This is a genomic window from Pseudomonas sp. NPDC088885 (assembly GCF_044750025.1).
GTDB lineage: Bacteria > Pseudomonadota > Gammaproteobacteria > Pseudomonadales > Pseudomonadaceae > Aquipseudomonas > Aquipseudomonas rustica.
In genome coordinates, this window is the sequence record NZ_JBIVJB010000001.1 from 152,220 (window position 1) to 177,681 (window position 25,462).

The following is a 25,462-nucleotide window of genomic DNA, read 5'->3' on the forward strand; positions in this document are numbered from 1 at the left end:
ATACACCGCTTTCGGGAGCAAGCCCCCCTCCCACAAGGGAAATAGCGAAACGCCTGAAAAATCCAATAAATTTAAGAGGTGTCGATATGCGTCTGTTGAAATCCGTAATCCCGGTGGCCCTGAGCGTTCTGTTCAGTGCCGTAGCCCACGCCCAGCCCACCGTCAGCGTCTACAACTGGACCGACTACATCGGCGAAACCACCCTCGCCGACTTCCAGGCCAAAACCGGGATCAAGGTGATCTACGACGTTTTCGACTCCAACGAAACACTTGAAGGCAAACTCCTCGCCGGCCGTACCGGCTATGACGTGGTCGTGCCGTCGAACCACTTCCTCGCCCGTCAGGTAAAGGCCGGCGCGTTCCTAAAACTGGACCGCGAGCAACTGCCGAACTTCAAGAACCTCGACCCGAAACTGCTTGAACTGCTGCAGAAAAACGACCCGGGCAACGAGCACTCGGTGCCGTACCTGTGGGGCACCAACGGCATCGGTTACAACGTCGACAAGGTCAAGCAAGTGCTGGGCATTGATCACATCGATTCCTGGGCCGTCCTGTTCGAGCCTGAAAACCTGAAAAAACTCACCCAGTGCGGCGTGTCGATGATGGACTCCGCCGACGAAGTCTTCCCCGCGGTGCTCAACTACATGGGCATGGACCCGCGCAGCGAAAACCCGGAAGACTATAAGAAAGCAGAAGCCAAACTGCTGAGCATCCGTCCGTACATCACCTACTTCCATTCCTCGAAATACGTGTCGGATCTGGCCAACGGCGACATCTGCGTAGCCTTCGGTTATTCCGGCGACGTGTTCCAGGCCGCCAACCGCGCCAAGGAAGCGAAAAACGGTGTGAACATCGCTTACGCCATCCCGAAAGAAGGCGCCAACCTCTGGTTCGACCTGCTGGCGATTCCGGCCGATGCGAGCAACACCAAAGAAGCCCACGCCTTCATCAATTACCTGCTCGATCCGCAAGTGATCGCCAAGGTCAGCGCTTCGGTCGGTTACGCCAACCCGAACCCGGCCGCCAAGCAGTTCATGGATCCGGAGCTGGTCAACAATCCTGAGGTGTATCCGCCACAGGAAGTGCTCGACAAGCTCTACATTTCTACCACCCCGCCCCAGGCGATCATGCGTCTGATGACCCGCTCCTGGAGCAAAGTGAAGTCGAACAAATGAATCAGTACACCCAAGAACACGCCCGATCCTATTACGCCGCTTCGGCTCGGGCGACTGCACCTTATCCGCAATTGGAAGGTGATCTGAGCGCCGATGTCTGTGTGATCGGCGGCGGGTTCACCGGGGTGAACACCGCCATTGAACTGGCGCAGCGCGGGCTCTCGGTGATTCTGATCGAGGGCCGGCGAATCGGCTGGGGCGCCAGCGGGCGCAATGGCGGCCAGTTGATCCGTGGCATCGGCCATGACGTCGACGGGTTCGCCAAATACGTCGGTCAGGAAGGCGTGCGTTATTTGCAGCGCGCCGGCATCGATTCGGTGGAGCTGGTGCGCAATCGCATCGGCGACAACGGCATCGAGTGCGACCTGCGCTGGGGTTTCTGTGATCTGGCCAACACGACCGCGCAGTTCGATGCCTTCAAGGACGAACTGCTCGACCTCGCCGAACTGGGCTATGCCCACGAAACCCGTCTCATCGGCCCGGAGCAGATTCGCCAGCAAGTGGTTAACTCCGACATCTATGCCGGCGGACTGGTGGACATGGGCTCAGGCCACCTGCATCCGTTGGATCTGGTGCAAGGCGAAGCACGGTTGGCGGCTTCGCTCGGCGTGCGGATTTTCGAGCAAAGCCAGGTACTGGAGATCATCCACGGCGCCACCGTTCAAGTGCGTTGCGCCAATGGCAGTGTGCGTGCAGGCAGTCTGGTGTTGGGTTGCAACGCGCATCTGGATGAACTCGAACAGCAACTCAGTGGCAAAGTGCTGCCGGCCGGCAGTTACATCATCGCCACCGAACCGTTGTCCGAGGAACGCGCCGCGCAATTGATTCCGCAGAATCTGGCGGTGTGCGACCAGAAAGTCGGCCTCGATTATTACCGGCTCTCGGCGGATCGGCGTTTGCTGTTTGGCGGGGCCTGTCACTACTCCGGACGCGATCCGGCCGACATCGCCGCTTATATGCGGCCGAAAATGCTCAAGGTCTTCCCGCAACTGGCCGATGTGAAAATCGATTACCAGTGGGGTGGCAAGATCGGCATCACGGCCAACCGTTTCCCGCAGGTCGGGCGCCTCAAACAGCATCCGAATGTGTTCTATGCGCAGGGTTATTCCGGCCATGGCCTGAACGTCACGCATTGGTGCGCAAAACTGCTCGGCGAAGCGATTCACGCCGGCCACAGCCAAGGCATGGACGTGTTCAGCGGTGTGCCGCACATGACCTTCCCCGGCGGCCCGGCGCTGCGCTCGCCGTTATTGGCTCTGGGCATGTTCTGGTATCGCCTGCGCGAACTCATCGGCTAACATCCCTCCCCTGTAGGAGCTGCCGAAGGCTGCGATCTTTTGATTCTGTTTTTAAGATCAAAAGATCGCAGCCTTCGGCAGCTCCTACATTTTCAATGACATATGGGTTGTTCACATTTGCTCTATCGCGAAGCACCTCTATATTAATGAGGTGCTTTTGCGTTACTGACGCTCAGTGCCCAATAAACCGAGGAGGACATGGATGAAGTCGTCAGCCGTCGACGAGCCGCGAACACCAGGCCAGGCACCGATCAAGACCCGCCGTTTTGGCGTGTCATTGGTCTGGATTGTGCCGATTGTTGCTGTATTGGTGGGTATTTCGCTGGTCGTGCACAACATCATGCAGGAAGGTCCGACCATTACGGTCACCTTCAAAACCGGTGACGGTCTCACCGCCAACAAGACTGAAGTTCGCTACCGCAATGTGGTCATCGGCCATGTATCGGACGTGGAGTTGAGTGACGATCAGAAGAACGTCAACGCCACCATCAAACTGGCCAAACAGGCCGAGACCTTCACCCGCGAAGACTCGCAATTCTGGGTCGTGCGTCCGCGTATCGGCGCTGGCGGCGTGTCGGGCATCGATACCCTGTTGTCGGGCGATTACATCGGTGCCGACATCGGCCAGTCGAACACCCGTGCAAAGAATTTCAAAGGCCTGGAGAACCCGCCGCCAATCACCTATGGCGAGCCGGGCAAGCGCTTCAGCCTGCACACTCAAGACCTCGGTTCGCTGGACATCGGTTCACCGGTTTACTACCGCAAGATCCCGGTGGGCCAAGTTGTGGCCTATGAGCTGGACAAGGATGGCAAAGGCGTGAACATCGAAGTGTTCATCCATGCCCCCAACGATGCTTACGTGACCGAAAACACCCGTTTCTGGAACGCCAGCGGCATTGACGTCAACGTCGGCGCCAACGGTTTTGCGGTGAAAACCGAATCGCTGTCGACCCTGTTGGTCGGCGGTATCGCCTTCCGTGCTCCGGAATACAGTCCCAACGACACGGTCGCCGCTGATGACCGTAATTTCGAACTGTTCGACGATCAACAGTCCGCCCTCGCCCCGCCCAACGGCAAGGCGCAGTACCTGAGTCTGCGTTTCGAACAGCCTATGCGCGGCCTTAAGGTCGATGCGCCGGTGGAGTTTTCCGGCATTGAGATCGGGAAAGTCGTGGCGATCAATCTCGACTTCGATGCGAAGAAACAAACCTTTCCGGTCAATGTCGGCATCGTCATCTACCCGCAGCGTCTTGGCCAGGCTCACGCCAAAGTGCTGAAAGCCTTCAACCACAACCCCGACGACGAAGCCGCCGGCGTGCGCCTGATCGGCACCTTCGTCGAGAATGGTTTGCGCGCGCAGGCACGCAGCGGCAACTTGCTCACCGGCCAGTTGTACATCGGTCTGGATTTCTACCCGAAAGCGCCGAAAGTACCGTTCGACGTCAGTGCACGACCGGTCAGCATACCGACCATTCCGGGCAGCCTCGAACAGTTGCAGGAAAAACTCGAAGCGATGCTCAACAAGATCAACGCGCTACCGGTGGAACGTATCGCCAGCAATCTCGATGGCAACCTGATCGAGTTGCGCAAAGGCCTGACGCAGTTCAATGCGAAGACTTTGCCGGGCGTGCAAAAAACCCTCGGCGATGTCAGCAAAACGCTGGAGTCGGCCAATTCAACGTTGGCCGAAGATTCGCCACAACGCGAAAAACTCGGCGAAACGCTCGAAGAACTCGGACGCATGTCACGCTCGCTGCGTGAGTTGTCGGATTACCTGGGCCGTCATCCGGAATCGCTGATTCGCGGTCGCCCCGATAACGCCGCACCACTGGACCTTAAAGGCCCGCCACGCAATTGAGCACAGGAGCTGAAACCATGGCATTACCGTTGAAGACCACCGTGCTCGCTGCGTGCTTGTTGCTCGGCGCCTGCCGCAGCGACCCGATCAGCTTCCACACCCTGACGCCGGTGCAGCCCGGTGCCGGCCGCAGTGGCGCAGACATTGCCATCGAAGGCATTACCGTACCGCCGCAAGTCGATCGAGCGCAAATCGTCATTCGCGAAGGCAACAGTGGTCTGGCAATTCTGGAAACCGAATGGTGGGGCGCTAGCCTCGCCGATGAATTGCGCAGTGCGCTGGTCGATCAACTGAGCAGCGCGGCCGGGCAACAGCGGTCATCGGTGCGGATTGAAGTGCAACGTTTCGATTCGATTCCGGGCCAGTACGGCTTGATCGACGTGAAATGGCGCTTGCGTCCGCTGGGGGCAACCGACAGTGGCTTGCTGACGTGCCGTTCAGTTCTGCAAACGCCATCCGGGCCGAGCATCGACGAACTGGTGGCCGCGCAGCAAAACAACGTCAAACGCCTCGCGGCGCAAATCACCCAGGCTGCCGGCAGCTCACGCGGCTGCCCACCCTCCTCCTGACCCCCACTCGCCCTGATTAGAGGTCGAAGCGATCCACGGCGCGGCGACGTTCATTGTCGTCGCGCACGTCGTAATTGGCAGTGGTTTGAATGTTGCTGTGATGCGCCAGTTTCTGCGCGATCGACAGATCATGCTCCTCGATCACCCGCGTAATGAACGAGCGACGGAAGTCGTGGGGCATGATCTTCACCCCAACCTGTGTGCCGCGCTGACGGGCGATGTAATAGATCGCGTGTTTGGTGATGCGCTCGCGGGTGATGTGGCTACCACGACGGATGCGATTGAACAGAAACGCATCATCGCTCTCGCCTTCCTTGAGCTGCTCGCGACGGAATTCCAGCCAGGCATTGAGCTTGGCGAACGCCCAGGTCGGCGCGTACTTGATCAGTTGTTTATTGCCCTTGCCGGTAACGGTCAGGCTGCGCTCGCGGAAGTCGACCTGGTTTAAATCCAGATCCACGGACTCCGACTTGCGCATGCCGGTGCCATACAACAAGGCAATCACGGCAGCATCACGCAGACCCTGCGGGCGTGGATCCGCAGCGCAGACTTCCATCAACTCGTGAATCAATGTGCGTTTGAGATTGCGGCCCTGCGATAACCGCGTGCCAGCGATGCCTTTGACCGAACGCATCTTCAACAGATGATCCTGCGTGATCAGGCTCATGCGCCACGCTTCGTTCATCACACCGCGCACGGCATTCACATACAGCGAAGACGTATTCGGTGCGTAGTTGTCGGCGCGCAATGCTGCCACCAACGCGATGACATCCTCAGGCTGCAGTGCATGCCAAGGGATTTCCTCGATGTTCACTTCTTCGAAACCGAGGCGGTCAGCCGCATCTTGCAAAACATAACGCATGGTCAACTGGCTGGAAGGCGCCAGCCGTGCCAGATACAACGTCAGCGGATTAGTGTTGGACGGGGTGGATTCAATACTCGACAAGTCAATCAAACGAAACGGCCTTGAATAGAAAACGGTTCAACAAAACAACTTAAAAGTGCAAAGAGACTTATATAAGGAACGACTCTTCCGTAGGACTTTTCTATTAAAAGTGCCGATGAATGGAAGAAGTCTGAACGGCGGCTGTACGGCTCAAAGATAGACGATTTGCCGACCGCTTTTTGATGTTCCTTTCACAAAAACCGGCATAACCTTAATTACAACAGGTTGCCCCGAAAGGCCTACAACCTGCCGTCCGTGGGCATAAAAGTCAATCAGGCATTCCCCGGACGGTCTTCCAAACCATTGAAATCCCGTGTTTTTCAGACAATTGGCTGAAGGATGGCTGTCGCCTCGAGGTTCTTATGAGTCAAGCGTTTCTGCCGTTTTCGCGTCCGAGTATCGGTGAAGAAGAAATAGCCGCCGTCGAACAAGTATTACGTTCGGGCTGGATAACCACCGGGCCTGAAAACCAGGCTTTGGAAGAACAGTTCGCAGACTATGTCGGTTGCCGTCACGCCGTTGCACTTTCCTCGGCCACGGGTGGCATGCACATCGCTTTACTCGCGTTAGGCATCGGCCCGGGTGATGAAGTGATTACGCCTTCGCAAACCTGGGTGTCGACCGCCAACATGATTTCGTTGATTGGCGCCAAACCGGTGTTTGTCGACGTCGACCGCGACACGCTGATGACCGACGCCGCGCGCATCGAAGCCGCCATCACCCCGCGCACCAAAGCAATCATCCCGGTGCATTACGCCGGCGCCGCATTCGATCTCGATCCGCTGTACGCCCTGGCTGAAAAGCATGGCATCGCGGTCATTGAAGACGCCGCCCACGCGGCGGGCACTCGCTACAAAGGTCGTCATGTCGGCTCGCACGGCACAGCGATTTTCTCCTTTCACGCGATCAAGAACATGACCTGTGCCGAAGGCGCGATGTTCGTCACCGACGACGAAGCGTTGGCCAGCCGCGTGCGCATGCTCAAGTTCCACGGTCTGGGCGTTGACGCCTACGATCGCCTGACCGGTGGCCGCAAGCCGCAGGCACAAGTGATGGAGCCGGGTTTCAAATACAACCTCGCCGACATCAACGCCGCGATTGCGCTGGTACAGCTGCAACGGCTGGACGAAATCAATGCACGACGCACTGAACTCGCTGCGGCTTACCGGCAAAAACTCGAAGGCCTGCCGGTGCAGCCACTGGCCCTGCCCACTTACGCACAACAGCACGCCTGGCACCTGTTCATCCTGCGCATCGACAGCGAGCGCTGCAGCATGGATCGCGAAGCCTTTATGAAGGGCTTGCAGGATCAGGGCATCGGCACCGGCATCCATTTCGTCGCCACCCATCTGCACACCTGGTATCGCCAGCGTGACCCTGATTTGTACCTGCCCAACACCGAATGGAACTCGGCACGGCTGTGCTCGATTCCGCTGTTCCCCGACATGAGCGATCAAGACCTTGATCGCGTGGTCGGGGCCATCGCCACCCTCATGGATAAACGCCTGTGAAACCCTATTCGATTCGCTGCGTGTCGATCGTCATCCCGGTCTACAACGAACAGGACAGCCTCCCGGAACTGCTGCGCCGCACCGAAGCGGCGTGCCGGATGCTGCGTCACGACTACGAAATCGTTCTCGTCGACGACGGTAGCCGGGACGAATCCGCCAACATTCTTGAGGAAGCCGCGACCCGCGAAGACAGCCCGTTCGTGGCGGTCATTCTCAACCGCAACTACGGCCAGCACGCGGCAATCATGGCCGGCTTCGAACAATGCAAAGGCGATGTGGTGATCACCCTCGACGCCGACTTGCAGAATCCGCCGGAAGAAATTCCGCGTCTGGTCGCCGAGGCGGAAAAAGGTTACGACGTGGTCGGCACCGTGCGCGGTAATCGTCAGGATTCGGCATTGCGCCGCTACCCCTCGAAGCTGATCAACCTCGCCGTGCAGCGCTCCACCGGCGTCGCCATGAGCGACTACGGCTGCATGCTCCGCGCTTACCGCCGCACGATCATCGACGCGATGCTCGCCTGCCGTGAACGCAGCACGTTCATCCCGATTCTGGCCAACAGCTTCGCCCGCCACACCACCGAAATCGTCGTCGCCCACGCCGAGCGTGAACACGGTGATTCGAAATACAGCCCTATGCGTTTGATCAACCTGATGTTCGACTTGATCACCTGCATGACCACCACCCCGCTGCGCCTGTTGAGCATTGTCGGTTTCGCCATGGCCGGTCTCGGCGTGGCGTTCGCCGCTGCATTGATCGTGTTGCGTCTGGTGTTCGGTGCCGGATGGGCCGGGGACGGCATGTTCGTGCTGTTCGCGGTGCTGTTCGTGTTCACCGGTGGCCAGTTCATCGGCATGGGCCTGCTCGGCGAATACCTGGGGCGCATGTACAGCGACGTGCGCGCCCGCCCGCGTTTCTTCATTGAAAAAGTCCTGCGCGGCCAACCGGCCATGCCGCCGCGCGCCATCACCGTCGACGGTCTCTCCTCCTCCAACGATCAGGTTCTCTCATGAGCGCAAAAACTGTTGTATTCGCTTATCACGATATCGGCTGCGCCGGCATTCAAGTCCTGTTCGACAGCGGCTACGACATTGCCGCCGTGTTCACTCACGCTGACGACCCGAAAGAGAACGCTTTCTACGCCTCGGTCGCGCAACTGTGCGCCAGCAAAGGCATCCCGGTGCATGCGCCGGAAGATGTTAACCACCCACTGTGGATCGAGCGGATTGCCAAGCTCAACCCTGAGTACATTTTCTCCTTCTACTACCGCAACCTGCTGAGCGAGCAACTGCTGGCCACCGCGAAAAAAGGTGCGTTCAACCTGCACGGTTCGTTGCTGCCAAGCTACCGTGGCCGCGCCCCGGCGAACTGGGTGCTGGTCAATGGCGAAAGCGAAACCGGCGTCACCCTGCACCGCATGGTCAAACGTGCCGATGCCGGTGCGATCGTCGCGCAACAACGCGTGGCCATCGAGCGCAGCGACACCGCGCTGAGCCTGCACGGCAAACTGCGTATCGCCGCGACCGATCTGTTGCGTGACACCCTGCCAGCGATGCTGCAAGGCAAGACCAGCGAAACCGCGCAGGACGAATCGCAAGCCACGGTATTCGGTCGTCGCACGGCGGCGGACGGCAAACTGGTCTGGGCCAAACCTGCTGAGCAACTGTTCAACCTGGTACGCGCCGTCACTCAGCCATACCCAGGCGCGTTCTGCGCCGTGGGCGAGCACAAGCTGATCGTCTGGAGTGCCGAAGTCGTCAAAGGCAACGACGGTCAGGCGCCGGGCCGGGTGATCAGTGTCGATCCGCTGCGCATTGCTTGCGGTGAAGACTCGCTGGTGATTCTCTCCGGCCAGCGCAACGACAACGGCCTGTTCCTCAGCGGCCCGCAGCTGGCCAGTGAGTTGGGTCTGGTCGACGGTTCGCTGCTGCGCGGCGCTGAATCCGGTCGTGCGCCACGTCGCACGCGCGTGCTGATCCTTGGGGTCAACGGCTTTATCGGCAATCACTTGTCCGAACGTCTGCTGCGTGATGATCGCTACGAAGTCTATGGTCTGGACATCGGTTCCGACGCCATCGATCGTCTGCGCAGCCACCCGCATTTCCACTACGTCGAAGGCGACATCAGCATTCACTCCGAGTGGATCGAGTACCACATCAAGAAGTGCGACGTGGTCTTGCCGCTGGTGGCCATCGCCACGCCGATCGAATACACCCGCAACCCGCTGCGCGTGTTCGAGCTCGACTTTGAAGAAAACCTGAAACTGGTGCGCTACTGCGTCAAGTACAACAAGCGCGTGATCTTCCCGTCGACCTCGGAAGTCTATGGCATGTGCCAGGACAAGCATTTCGACGAAGACACCTCGAACCTGGTGGTCGGCCCGATCAACAAGCAGCGCTGGATCTACTCCGTGTCCAAGCAACTGCTCGACCGCGTGATCTGGGCGTACGGCGCCAAGGGTTTGAATTTCACCCTGTTCCGTCCTTTCAACTGGATGGGCCCGCGCCTTGATCGTCTGGACTCGGCACGTATCGGCAGCTCCCGCGCCATCACCCAATTGATCCTCAACCTGGTCGAAGGCACGCCGATTCGTCTGTTCGACGGTGGCGAGCAAAAACGCTGCTTCACCGACATCGCTGACGGCGTCGAAGCACTGGCGCGGATCATCGATAACGACAACGACGTCTGCAACGGCCAGATCATCAACATCGGCAACCCGCACAACGAAGCGAGTATTCGCCAGTTGGGTGAAGAGTTGTTGCGCCAGTTTGAAGCGCATCCGCTGCGTTCCAACTTCCCGCCGTTCGCCGGTTTCCGCGACGTCGAGAGCAAGGCGTTCTACGGCGCCGGTTATCAGGACGTCGAGCACCGCAAGCCAAGCATCGCCAACGCCAAGCGCCTGCTCGACTGGACGCCAACCGTGGAAATGCGCGAGACCATCGGCAATACACTGGATTTCTTCTTGCGTGAAGCCATGCTCGAAATCGCGGACAAGCATTGATGCAGGCCGGTCTACGCATCGACGTCGACACCTTTCGCGGCACCCGTGAAGGTGTGCCGCGCTTGCTGGAAATGCTCGACGAAGCGCAGATCAAGGCAACGTTTTTCTTCAGTGTCGGCCCGGACAACATGGGCCGGCATCTGTGGCGCCTGATCCGCCCGCAGTTCCTCTGGAAGATGCTGCGTTCCAATGCCGCCGGCCTGTATGGCTGGGACATTCTGCTGGCCGGCACCGCGTGGCCGGGCAAACCGATTGGCCGCGAACTCGGGCACCTGATGCGTCAGGCCCGCGACGCCGGGCATGAAGTTGGTCTGCACGCGTGGGATCACCACGGCTGGCAAGCGAATGCCGGGCGCTGGAGCGACGCGCAACTGGCCGAGCAGATTCGTCAGGGCGTCGACACCTTGAGCGACATTCTTGGCGAGAAAATCACCTGTTCGGCCGCCGCCGGTTGGCGTGCGGATGAGCGCGTGATCGAAGCCAAGCAAGCGTTCGGCTTTCGCTACAACAGCGATTGCCGGGGTTCGCAGCTGTTCCGTCCGTTGTTGGCGGATGGCACGCCCGGCACGCCGCAGATACCGGTGGATCTGCCGACCTTCGATGAGGTGGTCGGCCCCATCGTTGCCGCGCAGGATTTCAACGCGTTCATCCTTGAGCGGTTTCGCCCGGAAATGCTCAACGTCTACACCATTCATGCCGAAGTGGAAGGGATTCTGATGGCTGAGGATTTTCGTCACTTGCTGGCCGATGCGCGCCAGCGAGGTATCGACTTCAAACCGCTGGGCGACTTGCTGCCCGAGTTCTTCAACACCTTGCCCGTGGGTCGCGTACAGCGCGGCACTCTCGATGGCCGTGAAGGCTGGCTGGGAGTGCAAGGCGCATGACTAAACGCTGGGCATTGCCGCTGCTGTTGTTGGGAATCTGCTTGCTGGCGTATCTGCTGCCATTGGGCTCGCACGGTTTGTGGATTCCCGATGAGACGCGCTATGCGCAAATCAGTCAGGACATGTTGCTGAGCGGCAACTGGGTGTCGCCGCATTTTATGAGCCTGCGCTATTTCGAGAAGCCGATTGCCGGCTACTGGATGATCGCGCTCGCACAGAATGTGTTCGGACAGAACCTGTTCGGCGTGCGTTTCGTTTCGGCGCTGAGCACCGGGTTGAGCGTGTTGCTCTGTTATCTGATCGCTCGGCGTTTGTGGAATGAACCACGCAAAAGCTTCGCCTGCGCCCTGCTCTACATGAGTTTCACCATCGTTGCCGGCCAGGCGGGATACGCCAACCTCGACCCGCAGTTCACCTTTTGGGTCAACCTGAGTCTGGTGGCGTTGTGGTTTGCCGTCGACAGCAAAACCAGCGGTAAACGCATGCTGGCCTGGGCAGTGCTGGGGCTGGCGTGCGGCATGGGTTTTATGACCAAGGGTTTTCTCGCGTGGTTGTTGCCGGTGTTGATCGCCCTGCCGTGGATCCTCTGGCAAAAGCGCTGGCGGGAACTGCTGACATACGGCCCGGTGGCGATTGCCATCGCGATCCTCATCAGTTTGCCGTGGGTGCTCTCGGTGCATGCGCAAGAGCCCGACTTCTGGCGGTTCTTCTTCTGGCATGAACACATCCGCCGTTTTGCCAGTGACGACGCCCAGCACGATGCGCCGTGGTGGTTTTACCTGCCGCTGCTGCTGGCGTTCAGTCTGCCGTGGGCCGGGTTGATCCCTACAGCGTTCAAGCAGACATGGCACGCGCGCGCCCAGCCCCCCGTGGTGTTTCTGTTGCTGTGGCTGCTGATGCCGCTGCTGTTTTTCAGCCTGAGCAACGGCAAGTTGCCGACCTACATTCTGCCGTGCCTGCTGCCGATGGCGCTGTTGTTGGGCAATGCGTTGGCCGACCGTTTGCGGCTGGAACAGGGTCGAGCATTGGGTCTCAATGGCCTGCTCAATCTGCTGCTAGGCATCGTCACGCTGATCGCGCTGGTGTACCTGCAACTGAACCGGCCGCTGTACGACCACGAACTGCACAGTCTGGTGCTGGTGTTTATCGGGCTGATCGGCTGGATCATCGCCAACCTGCTGCAAGCCTTTCTACCGCTGCAATGTTGGGCCGCGCCGGCGTTCGGCAGCCTGTTGCTGATCGCGCTACTGCCGGCGGCGCTGCCGAAATCGGTGGTCGCCAACAAGATGCCTGATCAATTTATTCGTCATCACGTCAGCGAACTGGCCGAAACCACGCACCTGTTGAGCAATGATCTTGGCGCTGCGTCGGCGCTGGCCTGGCGTCTGAAAACCCCGCAAGTCGCGTTGTACAACACGATAGGCGAATTGAAATATGGCCTTGCCTATCCTGACGGCATTCAACAACGGGTCGATCCCGATCAAGTGCAACAGTGGATGCGCGAGGCGCGCCGCAGCGGTTCGGTCGGCGTGGTGATGCGCGTCAAGGGGCAGGACGAACTGGACGAAATCGACAGATTGCCAAAGGACGGCGTCCGCTACGAACAGGGCAACCTGGTGATCATGATTCTGCCCAAGGAGGCGTCATGAGCCTGTTGCTGCTGTTGGCCGCGTGCCTGCTGACCTGTCTGGGACAGGTCGCGCAAAAGTACGCCGTGGAGAGTTGGCGCGGCGTCGACGCTTCGTTGACCGCCAAACTGCGCTCGCCGTGGTTATGGCTGGCCCTGCTCGCCCTCGGCTCGGGCCTGTTGGTCTGGCTGCTGGTGTTGCAGCGCCTGGAAGTGGGCATCGCTTACCCGATGCTCAGCTTCAACTTCGTGCTGATCACCCTGATCGCCCGCTTCGTCTTCCGCGAACCCATCGACCGCCAGCATTGGTTGGGCGTGGCGTTGGTGATCGGCGGGGTGGTGTTGTTGGGGCAACAATCATGAACGCGCGTCGCGGAATCACCTTCGCCCTCGGCAGCGTTTTGCTGGTCAGCGCCGCGCAACTGGCAATGCGCTGGAGCATGACGCGCCTGCCCGTGCCCAAACAATGGCTGGCATTCGACAACCTCGACCTGCGTGCCCTGGCCGTAGTTGTCGCAGCGATCTTTGCCTACGCCTTCTCGATGTTGTGCTGGCTGCTCGCCTTGCGCGACTTGCCGCTGGGCCGCGCCTATTCGCTGCTGAGCATCAGCTACGCGCTGGTGTATCTGTTGGCGGCCAGTCTGCCGCTGTTCAACGAATCCTTCAGTTTCACTAAATCGCTGGGCGTGGCGTTGGTCATGCTCGGGGTCATCACCATCAACACGCGTCCGGCTCGTGCGCCTGCACTCAGGAGTGCTCCATGAAAATCACAGTATTTGGCAGCGGTTACGTCGGTCTGGTGCAAGCGGCGGTATTGGCCGAGGTTGGCCATGATGTCGTATGCATGGACGTCGACCAGAAGAAGGTCGATCTGTTGCGTCAGGGCCACGTGAGTATTTTCGAACCGGGGCTGGCCAGCCTGGTGCGCGAAGGCCTCGATTCCAAACGCCTGCTATTTACCACCGATGAGAAACTCGCGGTGCAGCACGGTCGGGTGGCGTTCATTGCCGTGGGAACGCCGTCCCGCGAGGACGGCTCGGCGGATCTGCGTTACGTGCTCTCGGTGGGCGATGCGATTGCCCGGCACCGTGAGCAGCCGCTGATTCTGGTGGAGAAATCCACAGTACCGGTGGGCACCGGCGATACCTTGCGCGCGCACATCGAGAAGGCGCTGATCAAGGTCGGTCGGCTGCTGCAGTTCGATATCGTTTCCAACCCTGAGTTTTTGAAGGAAGGCTCGGCGGTTGCTGACTGCCGCCGCCCGGATCGCATCGTCATCGGCTGTGAAGGTGATGACGTACGCGACGTGATGCGCGATCTGTACGCGCCGTTCAACCGCAACCATGACCGCATCATGTTTATGGATCTGCGCAGCGCCGAGCTGACCAAATACGCCGCCAACTGCATGCTGGCGACCAAGATCAGCTTCATCAACCAGATCGCTGAACTCGCCGAACACTTAGGCGCCGACATTGAGTCGGTGCGTCAAGGCATCGGTGCCGACACGCGCATCGGTTATCACTTCATCTATCCGGGTTGCGGTTATGGCGGTTCGTGCTTCCCGAAAGACATGCGCGCACTGATCCACAGCGCCGATGAAGCGCATTGCTCCAGCGATTTGCTGCAAGCGGTCGAGGCGATCAATCAGCGGCAGAAACACAAGTTGTTCGAACGCATCAATGCGTTCTATCAAGGCGAACTGCGCGGCAAGACGTTCGCCCTGTGGGGCCTGGCGTTCAAACCGAACACCGACGACATGCGCGATGCGCCGAGCCGTGTGTTGCTGGAGGAATTGTGGGCGGCTGGCGCCAGCGTGCGCGCGTTCGACCCGGAAGCCATGCAGGAGACCCAGAACCTTTACCCTGACGAATCGAAACTGATGCTGATGGGCACCCCGGAATCGGTATTGCCGGGCGCCGACGCACTGATCATCTGCACCGAATGGCAGCAGTTCAAGGCGCCGGATTTCGACCTGATCAAACAGCGTCTGAACAATCCGGTGATCTTCGATGGTCGCAACCTGTACGACGCCGAGCGTCTGGAGCGCAACGGCATCCAATACTTCCCGATGGGCCGTGGCGAATCGCGCAAATTGCCGATCCCGTTTTCAGCGGTAGCTTTCACCAACCCGATGAGATCCTGCAATACATGAACCCCTTGCAGGAGCTGCCGCAGGCTGCGATCTTTTGGCTTTCTTTACAATCCAGATCAAAAGATCGCAGCCTGCGGCAGCTCCTACATGTCCCTAACGTTTACTGTGCGTCGTGCCGTATTGGCTGACGCGGCCGCCCTTCCCGCTATTGAACGCTCGGCTGCCGAGTTGTTTCGGCTTGATCCTTCGTTGGGTTGGTTGGCCGAAACCGAGGTGCCGGAGGCTGCTCAGCATCTGCTGGCGATAGAGCATGCATTCGTCTGGGTCGCTGAAAACAGTGATCAAGAAGTGGTCGGGTTTCTTCGCGCGTTGGAAATCGACCAGCAACTGCACATTGAAGAGCTCTCCGTCAGTCAGCTTTGTCAGGGGCAAGGGCTTGGCCGTGCTTTGGTGCTGGTCGCTATAGAACACGCACGTCAACAGACCTTGCGCGCCGTGACGCTAACGACCTTCCGCGACCTGCCGTGGAATGCGCCGTTCTATCAGCGTCTGGGATTTAACGTGCTGGACGCTACCCCAATCGATCAACACCTGATTGAGGCACTGCAAGCCGAAATCGCCATCGGCTTCCCCGGCGAACGCCGCTGTGCCATGCGCCTGCCAATTCCCTGAAACTACCACAAGCCCCTGTGGGAGCGGGCTTGCTCGCGAAGCTTTTGACAATTTCGAGACCGATGAAGTTTTAGCCCGCATTCACCACCGTAACACCTATTTCTGTCATCCACGGACTGTTGGGCTTGGGACTCAGCACTTGCCATGCGGTCACCCTGATAAAGCGCAGCGGCAGATTTTGAGTCACTGCCTCCCAATACCCCTTCTTGTTAACCACTGCCTCACACAGGACGAAATTACCATTTGTAACGTCGCGCACTTGAATCTTGGCCTCGGGGAATCCACGACCGTGCATCGTCGTCAGTGGCGCGATCTGTTCGCCATTTAAATGACTTTCGAGAGTCGGCGCAGGCAATGCATCCACCACCGTCACCGTGACACCCGAGCTGAATTTAGAGTTCTGTCCATCCAGCGTTTGCCTTACCGTATAAGTGAAGTTTCCGAGGGGCACTGACTGAGCCATGCATAACTGAAAATCACCGTAGGGGTCGACGATTACTGTGCCGTACAAAATGTTGCCGTTATTGAAGTTGCGGACCTCCACTTCGGCACCGGGCATCCCCTTCCCCTTGATCCAGAAACGAGTATCCACCGTTTCACCGGCCGCCGGACTGACCACCGTAGGCGCATCAAATTGGTCGATGACTTGAATCACCTTAAACGTCGGAGGCGTTGCGTCCTCAGACCAGTACCCATGACGGGCCTGAACCACTCGCAGCGTCGTCGGTCCCAACGCAAGCTCGGGAAGAGGCGCAGCCCAGCATCCGTTCGCACCAACCAGGGCCTGACACAACTCCTTGCCACCAAAAAATATATAAACCACCGCACCGACTACGCCGATCCCCGCCAGCCAGGGTTTACGGCCTACCTGCGCTCCCGGATAGGGGCGTAGGACATACGGCCGCATGAAACCGCTAAGCGGCGACTCAACCATGAATCGACCGCTGCGTACCCAAGGTGACTTTTTGCCGTCCTTGCTTTGCTGCGCCACCACCCAGTGTGGTCCTTTGGTAAAGTCTTTATAGCTGAGAGTTGACCACTTACCGTTTTCATCCACGATTGCATTGGGTGCGAGCGCATTCTGCGGATTGAACGCATCAGTTATCCAAATCGTCGCACCTGGAATGCCCCAGCCACTGAACAGCATAGTCGAGATGTGTACGAGCCCCGCGAAGGGATACACAAACCTGGGCACCGCCAGATCTTGCAGATTAATGACTTTCGTGGCGCTATGGTCTCCTCCAATAGGACCTCGACCGCTGTAGGCGTAAACCGGAAATTGCGTATCGCCTTCTAATGTTTTTATATGCATCGACCACTGCTGATCTTCATTCACGACCGTTGAACCGAGGTTCTCATGGGTGTCCGCGCGACGAATGAAAACGGTATCGTCGGGGTGACCATGCCCGGCGAAGAATGCGTTCCGGGGATCGACCCAAGCGCCGCTCTCAGGGCTTTCAACGTCGGGTGCGTTGGGTCCTGTAATAAAAGTAGTTTCATCAGTTTTGCGTGTGCCCCCCGCGTAAGTCTGGCTAATTTGAAGCGTTTTTACACCCACCTCCGATTGATAGACCGCGACTTTCCAATTGCCATTCTCGTCAACCACAACATCCTCTGGCGTTTCATAAATGGCCCCATTAATAATCAGTTTCACCACAGCCCCGACGAGCCCTTTACCCTCGAACTCACTGTATCGGGCGTAGTAATTTTTGCCCGAAGGAGTGAGCGTCGGCACCGGGACCATCACGTTAAACCGTACAGAAACACTGCGCTCGGAGGCCTGTGTTTTGAAAGTCTGCAGGGTATAAATATCCTGCTCTCCCAAGGCCAGCTCATTGACAAGCTCTACTATCCAATCACCCGATTCGGGCACGATAGTTTCGCCTAGCGCCGGACCTGTCACCTTGCTGTCGAACACTGCGACGGTGGCGCCCGGGTAACCGTTGTTCCCTTTGATTTCGGGGCGGAAGTCTGTTTCCTGTTGATTGACTGGAGAGGTGATCTTGGGTTTTGGTGTGGCAATGTTGAATGGAACCGGGCCAGCATGTGGAGATGTTTGTTCAGAAAAAGTCTGGGTAACCGTAACGTTGTAGCCACCCGGCTGCGGTGCAACGGTCGATCTCCATTTACCTTCCGCAGTACTGGATGCCGGAATCGCAACCTCGAGGTCGCCGGGTTTTAATAGAAGCAATAGTGAAGCACCTGGCCAGCAACTCCCGGAAACTTCTGCGGACAGACCATTGGGTACCGCAAGGACGTTTGCCGGTGCCAATGGCTTAATGATCAAAGAGTCTTTCAATTCGATAGGTAACGAATAAACACCGTTCATCAATTGCAAAACGGTCACTTTATAGCTTCCCGGAGCAATCGCCTGACTGGCTTTTAGTAACCACGTGCCGTTGCTGGCCACTGAGATTCTCGGCAATGCGCTGTGAGTTGCACCATCGAGCCGAATCTCAATCTGAGCGTCGGCATGACCTGTCCAAACATGGCCTGTACCGCCGAAGCTAGGTCTTTGTGCATCCGGTATTGGCGAGTTAGCGACAGGAACGGGGGTTGGCATTTTGAAAGACGGAGCATCGCGGTGGTACAACGAATCAATTTTTCCGCCAGCACCGTCTGAAATGAACTGGCGAGCCCCCCAACCTGCACCGGTTCTGCCCGGGAGCAACATGATGGGTCCCGTTTGGAATTTGCCGTCGGCACCTACCACCCCAGTCGCATTGGGAGAACCTGAACCTGGGTGAATCTGAACCGTGGCAGACGGATGTCCTATGCCGTTGAATACAATGTACGCGCCTCTGTATTCAACTGTTTGAATGACAGGCGGGGCTGTGCGAATGTGCAGCGTAATACTCGGACCGCGGACTGACAAATTATTGTAGTAGTTTAGAAGGGGCTGCACTTTATGAGCGCCCGGCTGTAGAACGTTGTTAATCGTCCCGGTCCAACCATTCGGCCCAGTAGTGCCACCACCTACTTTGGTAGTGTCCAAGTCTCTGTAGATATCAACTTGAATGCCCGACACCCCTGTAGAGTGTGTGCCGTTGATAGGAGACAATACATCTACAACGCCGGGCTGGTTTATCGAAGGCGGTGACAGTTGTGCAAACAATTTACTGTCCGCCCAGACCGACTGGACATTTTGCATCACTTGTCGGCATGTCAAGTAAATTGGATTCCTTGGCAAAGGCTTGTCAAGCACAACAGCCCAGGCACCACTGGGGGTTACAAATGCCTTACCATATACTGTGCTGCCATCATTGTTCTCATGTATTCGAATTTCTGCTCCGGGGCAGCCACCGGTGCCGCGGATAGTGAGTGTGTTTCCGAAAATAATACCGTCCTGCGGTCGGGTGATAATTACCTTGCCCAGTAAATACAACGTATGGGTTGCGGTTGAGTGACTGGAAGTAATTCCATTTGAGGTTTGTTGGGTTACAAAGGGGAGGATTCTGTTCGTCCGGTTGGTGATGGTCACATTCCAGAAACCATTACCGTCGGCCGGAATGTTTTGCTTTACCTCTTCGCCGCCGGGGATATGAAGATGAACCAGCGCATTTGGCAAAGCTTTGCCACTGATAACAAAACCTGGTGAAGTCACCACGGAATTGTTAGCAGGCGATGTAACTGTGGGAGGCCAACTCACATCCAGCATAATATCAGGCGAACGACTTTCTACTTGCCAATACTGCCCAGAGCCTGCCAGATAAGCGCCGTAGGTACCGAAGGGAAGTCTCAATGGCATAACCCACGTGCCGTTATCCTGTACAGTTACCCAGTCGCTTAAATTGGTATTGTCAGAGGCGCGACGGAGTTGCACTGTAGAGTTAAATCCAACATCTCCTGTACCAGAAAAATCTTTATTGACTCGTATGACGGCGCTATCCCCTGCTGGGTACGTGAGCGCAGGCCCTTTGGCGACCCAGTAATAGCCTGAGTTATACCAATCGCTTTTACTCATATTGGGTCGTCTATAGCGCCAAACTGCCGCATTTCGACCCAGAGGGGTATTAGACGGCATCGGAACGTCGACAACGCTACCACTCATAGAGTGAACCGGCGTCGCATACTCACTTTGCGAGTTATAAAACTTGAATTCCACCTGATTCGCACTTTCCTCAAGTTGCCTTCTGATTCTGGAGCCACGTGGTACAACGAGGTTTTCCCTAGGCGGATTGAATTCATGCTTTTCCAGTAACACGCCCTTATCTTTTTGGTTTTTTTTTGTCTTTTTCGAAGACTTTGGATGCTGAATCGGAAAGTCGTCTTCGGTCATATCGTGTTCCTTTCGCGATGATTTGGAGTAAGTTTTTATTCAAGCGCCAATCCAATCCCGCTGCCTACCTGTAAAATCTGACAGTCCCGACAAACGGTCGCAGTCTTCGGTGTATCACTGACACCCTTCAATGACATCTCAAACTTGACCGCTGGCTATTGCCCATTGAGGATGAACTCCGCCCGCGCCGCCGAAATCAAGGAAATTCCCCGCCGTGCCCACCTACTCCCCCCTCATCCGCCGGCTAATGATCGCGTCCCTGACCGTCGTCATCAGCCGCGCCCTTATCAGCCCTTTACTCACGCTCTTCCTCAGCAACAAACTCGGCCTCAACCCCCAGGACGTCGGACTTCTGCTGGGCATCGCCGTATTCAGCGCCACACTCCTGTCGCTCTACGGCGGCTACGTCATCGACCGCCTCGACAAGCGTCAGCTGCTGATCCTGACCATGCTCTCCAGCGGCATCGGTCTGATGCTTTTGACCTTCGCGCAGAACCTTTATCTGGTCACCTTGGTGCTGATCATCAGCGAAACCGCGTCAGCACTGTTCCTGATTTGCTCCAAGGCGATGCTCAGCGAAAACCTGCCGGTGGGCCAACGGGTCAAGGCGTTTTCGCTGAACTACACGCTGACTAATATCGGCTACGCGGTTGGTCCGATGCTGGGCGTGGTCATTGCCGGCGTTCAGCCGTCGGCGCCGTTTATCGTTGCCGGAGCGATTGCCATCGGCAGTATTTTTCTGCTGCTGGGTGCCAGAAAGGAGGCAAGCACGGAGACTTCCGCCAGCCCGCCGCAAAGTTTTTTAAACACCCTGATGATCCTGAAAAACGACCGGACGATGATCCTCTTCACCCTTGGCTGCCTGCTCAGCACATTGGTGCACGGGCGCTTCACCCTGTACCTGTCGCAATACCTGCTCGTGACGCACACCCAACAGCAGACGCTCGATACGATGGCCGCCCTGCTCGCTTGCAACGCGATCACAGTGATTTTGCTGCAGTACCAGATCGGCCGATTCCTCAAGCGCGAACACCTGCGTCACTGGATAGCCGGGGGCACGGCGCTGTTCATCGTCGGGTTGATCGGTTTCAGCCTCGCCGACAGCCTGGTGGGCTGGTGCATAGCGATGTTTATCTTCACTTTGGGCGAGATGATTATTTACCCGGCGGATTTCCTCTTCGTCGATACCCTCGCCCCGGAAGAACTGCGCGGCAGCTATTACGGCGCGCAGAATCTGGCGGCACTCGGTGGCGCGGCGAGTCCAGTGATGTGCGGGTTTCTGCTGATGCACACGCCAGCACCGAGCATGTTCTACGCGTTGAGCGCATTGGCAGCGCTGGGTGGTTATTTGTGTGTAATCAGCGGACGTCGTGTCGCTTCAGTTCAAAAGTAATGCACTGAAACTGCATTTATATGAATTTGTCAGCATCGAAATAGAACGGCACACTGTGCGCGTTCCTCCCCCAATGTTGGAACACTTCGAGGGCTTTCCGGATTGCCGGACGAGTCCTTTTTTTTGCCCGCAATTTGTAGAAGGATCGGTTTTACATGCTCGCTCGCTGGTTGCCCGCCGCCATCAATACCCGCCCCACCGAATGGAGCCGCGCCGCGATCGGCATGGCGCTCGGCACGCTGTTCAGTGTGTGGCTGTGCGCGCAGGTGTTTGGTCATGAAGTCGCTTATCACTTGATCGGCCCGTTGGGTGCTTCGGCGGTGTTGCTGTTTGCCGTATCTTCCGGCGCCCTCGCCCAGCCTTGGTCGATTCTCGGCGGTTATTTCTCTGCCGGCGTTGTCGCTTTACTGGTGGCTCATGTACTCGGGCGAACCCTCGGCAGTGCGTGCCTGGCAGCGGGCATGGCGCTGATTCTGATGTGCTGGCTGCGTTGCCTGCATCCACCGGCGGGTGCGTTGGCGTTGACGTTGGTGCTGGCCGATCCCGCAACGATCGCCTTGGACTGGAAAGCCATGGAGCCGGTGATGCTCGGCGCCGCGTGCATGCTGCTGAGCGCGTTGGCCTACAACAATCTGACACGGATCCGTTACCCGAAACGCCCGGCGGAACCGGCGCCGCTGGTTGCCCCCGTCGACACCCAGGCAATCACCGCCGCAGACCTGAAACTGGCGCTGGCCGACATGGAAGCCTTCATCGACATCACCCCCGAAGACCTCGAACAACTGATCCACGCCAGCGAACTGCACGCCAAGCGCCGCAGCATCACCGCGACCTTCAAATGACCCCCTGTAGGAGCAAAGCTTGCTCGCGAAGACGTCTGTACATTCAACATCTTCATTGACTGAACCACCGCTTTCGCGAGCAAGCTTTGCTCCTACGGATCTCTCGCCGGTACACGAAACTTCGCACTGCCCTACCACTGCAAATGCAGAATTAAGGCAAAAACGCAGACAGCCCCTGCACATATCCCCGTTGTACACGGCAAATTTGCACTGTTACGATCCGGTAACGCTCGCGCGCGAGCTTCTCGAATAAAGACAATAAAAGCAGGGAGTTACTGATGACAGCTCAGGCTTCATCCCCGCGGACTCAGTCCATGGATGCCACGCAAAACGAAGTGCTGGCCGAGGTTCGCAACCACATCGGGCACCTGACCCTCAACCGCCCCGCCGGCCTCAACGCCATCACCCTCGACATGGTGCGCCTGCTGCAACAGCAGCTCGACGCCTGGGCGACCGATGCCGACGTCCACGCCGTTGTCCTGCGCGGTGCCGGCGAAAAAGCCTTCTGCGCCGGCGGCGATATTCGTTCCCTGTACGACAGTTTCAAAAGCGGCGACACGCTGCACGAAGATTTCTTCGTCGAGGAATACGCCCTCGACCTGACGATTCATCACTACCGCAAACCGGTGCTGGCCTTGATGGACGGTTTTGTCCTCGGCGGCGGCATGGGCCTGGTGCAAGGCGCGGATCTGCGCGTGGTCACCGAGAAGAGCCGTCTGGCGATGCCGGAAGTGGCGATAGGTTATTTCCCGGACGTCGGCGGCAGCTATTTCCTGCCTCGGATTCCCGGTGAACTGGGGATTTATCTGGGCGTCAGCGGCGTGCAGATTCGCGCCGCCGATGCGCTGTATTGCGGCTTGGCTGACTGGTATCTGGACAGCAGCAAACTCGCACTCCTCGACGAAAAACTCGACGCGATGGAATGGCAGGACACGCCGCTCAAATCGCTGCAAAACCTGCTGGCGAAACACGGCGTGCAAACCCTGCCCGACGCACCACTCGAAAAATTGCGTCCAGCCATCGACCATTTCTTCGCCCTGCCGGACGTGCCGAGCATGGTCGAGCAATTGCGCGCAGTGACCGTTGCCGACAGCCACGAGTGGGCAGCCACCACGGCTGATCTGCTGGAAACCCGCTCGCCGCTGGCCATGGCCGTCACCCTGGAAATGCTCCGTCGCGGTCGCCACCTGAGCCTGGAAAACTGCTTCGCCCTGGAGCTGCATCTCGATCGTCAATGGTTCGCTCGCGGCGACCTGATCGAAGGCGTGCGCGCCCTGCTGATCGACAAAGACAAGTCCCCACGCTGGAACCCGCCGACCTTCGCCGCGCTGGACGCTGCGCACGTTGCGAGTTTCTTCCACGGTTTTGATGAGAGCGGGAGCTGAGCCATGCACGATCTCGAACTGACTGAAGAACAAGTGATGATCCGCGACATGGCCCGGGACTTTGCCCGTGGCGAAATCGCGCCGCACGCACAAGCGTGGGAAAAGGCAGGCTGGATCGACGATGCGCTCGTGGCGAAGATGGGCGAGCTCGGTTTGCTCGGCATGGTCGTTCCCGAAGAATGGGGCGGCACCTACGTCGACTACGTCGCTTATGCCTTGGCGGTGGAAGAGATTTCCGCTGGTGACGGCGCGACCGGCGCATTCATGAGCATCCACAACTCGGTCGGCTGCGGCCCGGTGCTCAATTACGGCAGCGAAGCACAAAAGCAAACCTGGCTGGCGGATCTGGCCAGTGGCAAAACCATCGGCTGCTTCTGCCTGACCGAACCGCAGGCCGGCTCCGAAGCGCACAACCTGCGCACCCGCGCCGAACTGCGCGACGGCCAATGGGTGATCAACGGTTCCAAGCAATTTGTCAGCAACGGCAAGCGGGCGAAACTGGCGATTGTGTTTGCGGTGACGGATCCAGAGCTGGGCAAGAAAGGCATCTCGGCGTTTCTGGTGCCGACCGATACCGCTGGTTTTATCGTGGATCGCACTGAACACAAGATGGGCATTCGTGCGTCGGACACCTGCGCGGTGACGCTGAACAACTGCAGCATTCCCGAGGCCAATCTCCTCGGGGAGCGTGGCAAAGGTTTGGCGATTGCCCTGTCCAATCTCGAAGGTGGACGTATCGGCATCGCGGCTCAGGCATTGGGCATTGCCCGAGCGGCGTTTGAAGCGGCGCTGGCGTATTCGAAGGATCGCGTGCAGTTTGACAAGCCGATCATCGAGCACCAGAGCATCGCCAATATGCTCGCCGACATGCACATGCAAATTAACGCGGCACGGCTGCTGATCTTGCACGCTGCGCGGCTGCGTTCGGCGGGCAAACCGTGTTTATCGGAAGCTTCGCAGGCCAAGTTGTTTGCTTCGGAAATGGCCGAGAAGGTGTGTTCGTCGGCGATTCAGATTCATGGCGGCTATGGTTATCTGGAAGATTATCCCGTGGAGAAATACTACCGCGACGCGCGGATTACCCAGATTTATGAAGGGTCAAGCGAGATTCAGCGGATGGTGATTGCGCGGGATTTGAAGAACTATCAGTTGTAACTTTGTTGGCCCCTTTTCCCTCACCACAGCCCTTCTTTGGAGGGAGATGGGGCCGATCGAGCGCACGCCGTTCATTGTTTCAACCCGAAGTGTGTATCCCGGCCGACTTCAGAAATTCAAGCTGACTCACCTGAACCTCATGCGAAAGCTCTGAGAGTTCGTTGTAAGACGCATTGATTTTGGTCAGCAACTTAACCCCATCAAAGTTGCCCCTCTTCTGGATATAGCGCTTCACCCATAAATAATAAGCCGCTTCCGTCTCGTAGTAGTGCACCAGCGCCTGGGAAAACCCTCTGGCGTGCGCACTGCGCGGAATGTTGTCGATACCGGCCATGGCTTCCCGCGCTGCATCGCTCAAACGTTGCATCTTGCGATATTTCAGCGAGTAGTAATCGAAGGTGAACTCTCCGCTTTCGACACTTTGCTGTACGTCATCCACCTTGGCCCGGTGGGCGAGGTATTGCGTCATGACGTGTTCGTTGTACGCGAAATCTTCATCGCCGCTGCAACCCGCCAGCATTACAAAAAGCAAGGCAGCGAGAAGTCGAGCCCCCATCAAAACCATTTCCTGCGGCATGCCATCTTAACGTTCACTCCTGTAAAGCCCTGCTGCTGATATCCGAAATTCTCCGAATGCGTTTGTTGCGCGCGCCTGACCCTACACACCCGCCAACGACTTGGCCAACCCAATCCGCCTCTGCACCGGGGCCAAATTCGACAAACTGGAAAATCGCAAGAAAGCCCCTACGCTGAATCTGTTCGTAATGGACTTGAT

At 57.9% G+C, this 25,462-nt stretch carries 19 protein-coding genes and 1 pseudogene; 17 read left to right on the top strand and 3 right to left on the bottom strand.

The features are described 5' to 3' along the window. Window positions 1–86: 86 nt before the first annotated feature. From ACIP1X_RS00645 to ACIP1X_RS00660, 4 genes and pseudogenes are all read left to right on the top strand, one after another. Window positions 87–1,175, top strand: a complete 1,089-nt coding sequence (locus ACIP1X_RS00645) for a polyamine ABC transporter substrate-binding protein (RefSeq protein ID WP_159812248.1) — start codon at window positions 87–89, stop codon at window positions 1,173–1,175. Beyond that, window positions 1,133–2,473, top strand: a pseudogene (locus ACIP1X_RS00650) (NAD(P)/FAD-dependent oxidoreductase); the annotation flags it as partial. The gene ACIP1X_RS00645 and the pseudogene ACIP1X_RS00650, both read left to right, overlap by 43 nt. Before the next feature lie 202 nt (window positions 2,474–2,675). After that, window positions 2,676–4,331 (top strand): intermembrane transport protein PqiB, encoded by a 1,656-nt coding sequence (locus ACIP1X_RS00655; RefSeq protein WP_400748324.1) that lies wholly within the window; start codon window positions 2,676–2,678, stop codon window positions 4,329–4,331. Between the two features lie 17 nt (window positions 4,332–4,348). Further along, window positions 4,349–4,900, top strand: coding sequence for a membrane integrity-associated transporter subunit PqiC (locus ACIP1X_RS00660; protein WP_400748327.1), 552 nt, complete (start codon window positions 4,349–4,351; stop codon window positions 4,898–4,900). A 16-nt stretch (window positions 4,901–4,916) separates the two neighbouring features. Here ACIP1X_RS00660 and xerC read toward each other — a convergent pair whose 3' ends face one another. Continuing rightward, window positions 4,917–5,762: a tyrosine recombinase XerC gene (gene xerC / locus ACIP1X_RS00665; RefSeq protein WP_256671833.1), complete on the bottom strand. Its 846-nt coding sequence runs from the start codon at window positions 5,760–5,762 to the stop codon at window positions 4,917–4,919. Window positions 5,763–6,208: 446 nt separating this feature from the next. Here xerC and arnB point away from each other — a divergent pair, with 446 nt between their 5' ends. From arnB to ACIP1X_RS00710, 9 genes are all read left to right on the top strand, one after another. Beyond that, a complete protein-coding gene (gene arnB / locus ACIP1X_RS00670) occupies window positions 6,209–7,357 on the top strand; it encodes a UDP-4-amino-4-deoxy-L-arabinose aminotransferase (RefSeq protein WP_400748330.1) in 1,149 nt (382 codons plus the stop codon). After that, window positions 7,354–8,370, top strand: a complete 1,017-nt coding sequence (arnC, locus tag ACIP1X_RS00675) for an undecaprenyl-phosphate 4-deoxy-4-formamido-L-arabinose transferase (protein WP_400748333.1) — start codon at window positions 7,354–7,356, stop codon at window positions 8,368–8,370. Before arnB ends, arnC begins: the two co-directional genes overlap by 4 nt. Further along, the gene (gene arnA, locus ACIP1X_RS00680) at window positions 8,367–10,358 is read left to right on the top strand and encodes a bifunctional UDP-4-amino-4-deoxy-L-arabinose formyltransferase/UDP-glucuronic acid oxidase ArnA (RefSeq protein WP_400748335.1); all 1,992 of its coding nucleotides are present in this window, start codon (window positions 8,367–8,369) and stop codon (window positions 10,356–10,358) included. Before arnC ends, arnA begins: the two co-directional genes overlap by 4 nt. After that, window positions 10,358–11,242: a 4-deoxy-4-formamido-L-arabinose-phosphoundecaprenol deformylase gene (gene arnD / locus ACIP1X_RS00685; RefSeq protein WP_400748337.1), complete on the top strand. Its 885-nt coding sequence runs from the start codon at window positions 10,358–10,360 to the stop codon at window positions 11,240–11,242. Before arnA ends, arnD begins: the two co-directional genes overlap by 1 nt. Beyond that, the gene (gene arnT, locus ACIP1X_RS00690) at window positions 11,239–12,891 is read left to right on the top strand and encodes a lipid IV(A) 4-amino-4-deoxy-L-arabinosyltransferase (RefSeq protein WP_400748340.1); all 1,653 of its coding nucleotides are present in this window, start codon (window positions 11,239–11,241) and stop codon (window positions 12,889–12,891) included. The genes arnD and arnT overlap by 4 nt, the downstream gene beginning before the upstream one ends. Next, the gene (arnE, locus tag ACIP1X_RS00695; protein WP_400748342.1) at window positions 12,888–13,232 is read left to right on the top strand and encodes a 4-amino-4-deoxy-L-arabinose-phosphoundecaprenol flippase subunit ArnE; all 345 of its coding nucleotides are present in this window, start codon (window positions 12,888–12,890) and stop codon (window positions 13,230–13,232) included. Before arnT ends, arnE begins: the two co-directional genes overlap by 4 nt. Further along, complete coding sequence (arnF, locus tag ACIP1X_RS00700) at window positions 13,229–13,633, top strand: 4-amino-4-deoxy-L-arabinose-phosphoundecaprenol flippase subunit ArnF (protein WP_400748345.1); 405 nt, start codon at window positions 13,229–13,231, stop codon at window positions 13,631–13,633. Before arnE ends, arnF begins: the two co-directional genes overlap by 4 nt. Continuing rightward, complete coding sequence (locus ACIP1X_RS00705; RefSeq protein WP_400748348.1) at window positions 13,630–15,021, top strand: UDP-glucose dehydrogenase family protein; 1,392 nt, start codon at window positions 13,630–13,632, stop codon at window positions 15,019–15,021. Before arnF ends, ACIP1X_RS00705 begins: the two co-directional genes overlap by 4 nt. 87 nt (window positions 15,022–15,108) lie before the next feature. After that, window positions 15,109–15,633, top strand: coding sequence for a GNAT family N-acetyltransferase (locus ACIP1X_RS00710; protein ID WP_400748350.1), 525 nt, complete (start codon window positions 15,109–15,111; stop codon window positions 15,631–15,633). A 70-nt stretch (window positions 15,634–15,703) separates the two neighbouring features. On the opposite strand, the gene ACIP1X_RS00715 is transcribed toward ACIP1X_RS00710, so the two are convergent. Next, window positions 15,704–19,912 (bottom strand): hypothetical protein, encoded by a 4,209-nt coding sequence (locus ACIP1X_RS00715; protein WP_400748352.1) that lies wholly within the window; start codon window positions 19,910–19,912, stop codon window positions 15,704–15,706. 214 nt (window positions 19,913–20,126) lie between these two features. On the opposite strand from ACIP1X_RS00715, the gene ACIP1X_RS00720 reads away from it, so the two are divergent. The 4 genes from ACIP1X_RS00720 (at window position 20,127) to ACIP1X_RS00735 (ending at window position 24,687) form a co-directional block, all read left to right on the top strand. Then, window positions 20,127–21,305 (top strand): MFS transporter, encoded by a 1,179-nt coding sequence (locus tag ACIP1X_RS00720; RefSeq protein ID WP_400748355.1) that lies wholly within the window; start codon window positions 20,127–20,129, stop codon window positions 21,303–21,305. Between the two features lie 155 nt (window positions 21,306–21,460). After that, entirely contained in the window at window positions 21,461–22,147 is a 687-nt protein-coding gene (locus tag ACIP1X_RS00725; protein WP_400748357.1) for an HPP family protein, read from the top strand. A gap of 278 nt (window positions 22,148–22,425) precedes the next feature. Then, window positions 22,426–23,532, top strand: a complete 1,107-nt coding sequence (locus tag ACIP1X_RS00730; protein ID WP_400748360.1) for an enoyl-CoA hydratase/isomerase family protein — start codon at window positions 22,426–22,428, stop codon at window positions 23,530–23,532. Between the two features lie 3 nt (window positions 23,533–23,535). After that, window positions 23,536–24,687 carry an acyl-CoA dehydrogenase family protein gene (locus tag ACIP1X_RS00735; RefSeq protein ID WP_282357726.1) on the top strand — a complete coding sequence of 384 codons (1,152 nt, stop codon included), beginning with the start codon at window positions 23,536–23,538 and terminating at the stop codon, window positions 24,685–24,687. Between the two features lie 79 nt (window positions 24,688–24,766). Here ACIP1X_RS00735 and ACIP1X_RS00740 read toward each other — a convergent pair whose 3' ends face one another. Next, window positions 24,767–25,264, bottom strand: coding sequence for a hypothetical protein (locus ACIP1X_RS00740; protein WP_400748363.1), 498 nt, complete (start codon window positions 25,262–25,264; stop codon window positions 24,767–24,769). Window positions 25,265–25,462: the final 198 nt, after the last annotated feature.

Bases quoted from the DNA above. Each gene is read 5' to 3' on its own strand.
- ACIP1X_RS00645 (WP_159812248.1), top strand. From the start codon at position 87: ATGCGTCTGTTGAAATCCGTAATCCCGGTGGCCCTGAGCGTTCTGTTC.
- ACIP1X_RS00655 (WP_400748324.1), top strand. From the start codon at position 2,676: ATGAAGTCGTCAGCCGTCGACGAGCCGCGAACACCAGGCCAGGCACCG.
- ACIP1X_RS00660 (WP_400748327.1), top strand. From the start codon at position 4,349: ATGGCATTACCGTTGAAGACCACCGTGCTCGCTGCGTGCTTGTTGCTC.
- xerC (WP_256671833.1), bottom strand. From the start codon at position 5,762: ATGCGTTATGTTTTGCAAGATGCGGCTGACCGCCTCGGTTTCGAAGAA.
- arnB (WP_400748330.1), top strand. From the start codon at position 6,209: ATGAGTCAAGCGTTTCTGCCGTTTTCGCGTCCGAGTATCGGTGAAGAA.
- arnA (WP_400748335.1), top strand. From the start codon at position 8,367: ATGAGCGCAAAAACTGTTGTATTCGCTTATCACGATATCGGCTGCGCC.
- arnD (WP_400748337.1), top strand. From the start codon at position 10,358: ATGCAGGCCGGTCTACGCATCGACGTCGACACCTTTCGCGGCACCCGT.
- arnT (WP_400748340.1), top strand. From the start codon at position 11,239: ATGACTAAACGCTGGGCATTGCCGCTGCTGTTGTTGGGAATCTGCTTG.
- arnE (WP_400748342.1), top strand. From the start codon at position 12,888: ATGAGCCTGTTGCTGCTGTTGGCCGCGTGCCTGCTGACCTGTCTGGGA.
- arnF (WP_400748345.1), top strand. From the start codon at position 13,229: ATGAACGCGCGTCGCGGAATCACCTTCGCCCTCGGCAGCGTTTTGCTG.
- ACIP1X_RS00705 (WP_400748348.1), top strand. From the start codon at position 13,630: ATGAAAATCACAGTATTTGGCAGCGGTTACGTCGGTCTGGTGCAAGCG.
- ACIP1X_RS00710 (WP_400748350.1), top strand. From the start codon at position 15,109: ATGTCCCTAACGTTTACTGTGCGTCGTGCCGTATTGGCTGACGCGGCC.
- ACIP1X_RS00715 (WP_400748352.1), bottom strand. From the start codon at position 19,912: ATGACCGAAGACGACTTTCCGATTCAGCATCCAAAGTCTTCGAAAAAG.
- ACIP1X_RS00725 (WP_400748357.1), top strand. From the start codon at position 21,461: ATGCTCGCTCGCTGGTTGCCCGCCGCCATCAATACCCGCCCCACCGAA.
- ACIP1X_RS00730 (WP_400748360.1), top strand. From the start codon at position 22,426: ATGACAGCTCAGGCTTCATCCCCGCGGACTCAGTCCATGGATGCCACG.
- ACIP1X_RS00735 (WP_282357726.1), top strand. From the start codon at position 23,536: ATGCACGATCTCGAACTGACTGAAGAACAAGTGATGATCCGCGACATG.
- ACIP1X_RS00740 (WP_400748363.1), bottom strand. From the start codon at position 25,264: ATGCCGCAGGAAATGGTTTTGATGGGGGCTCGACTTCTCGCTGCCTTG.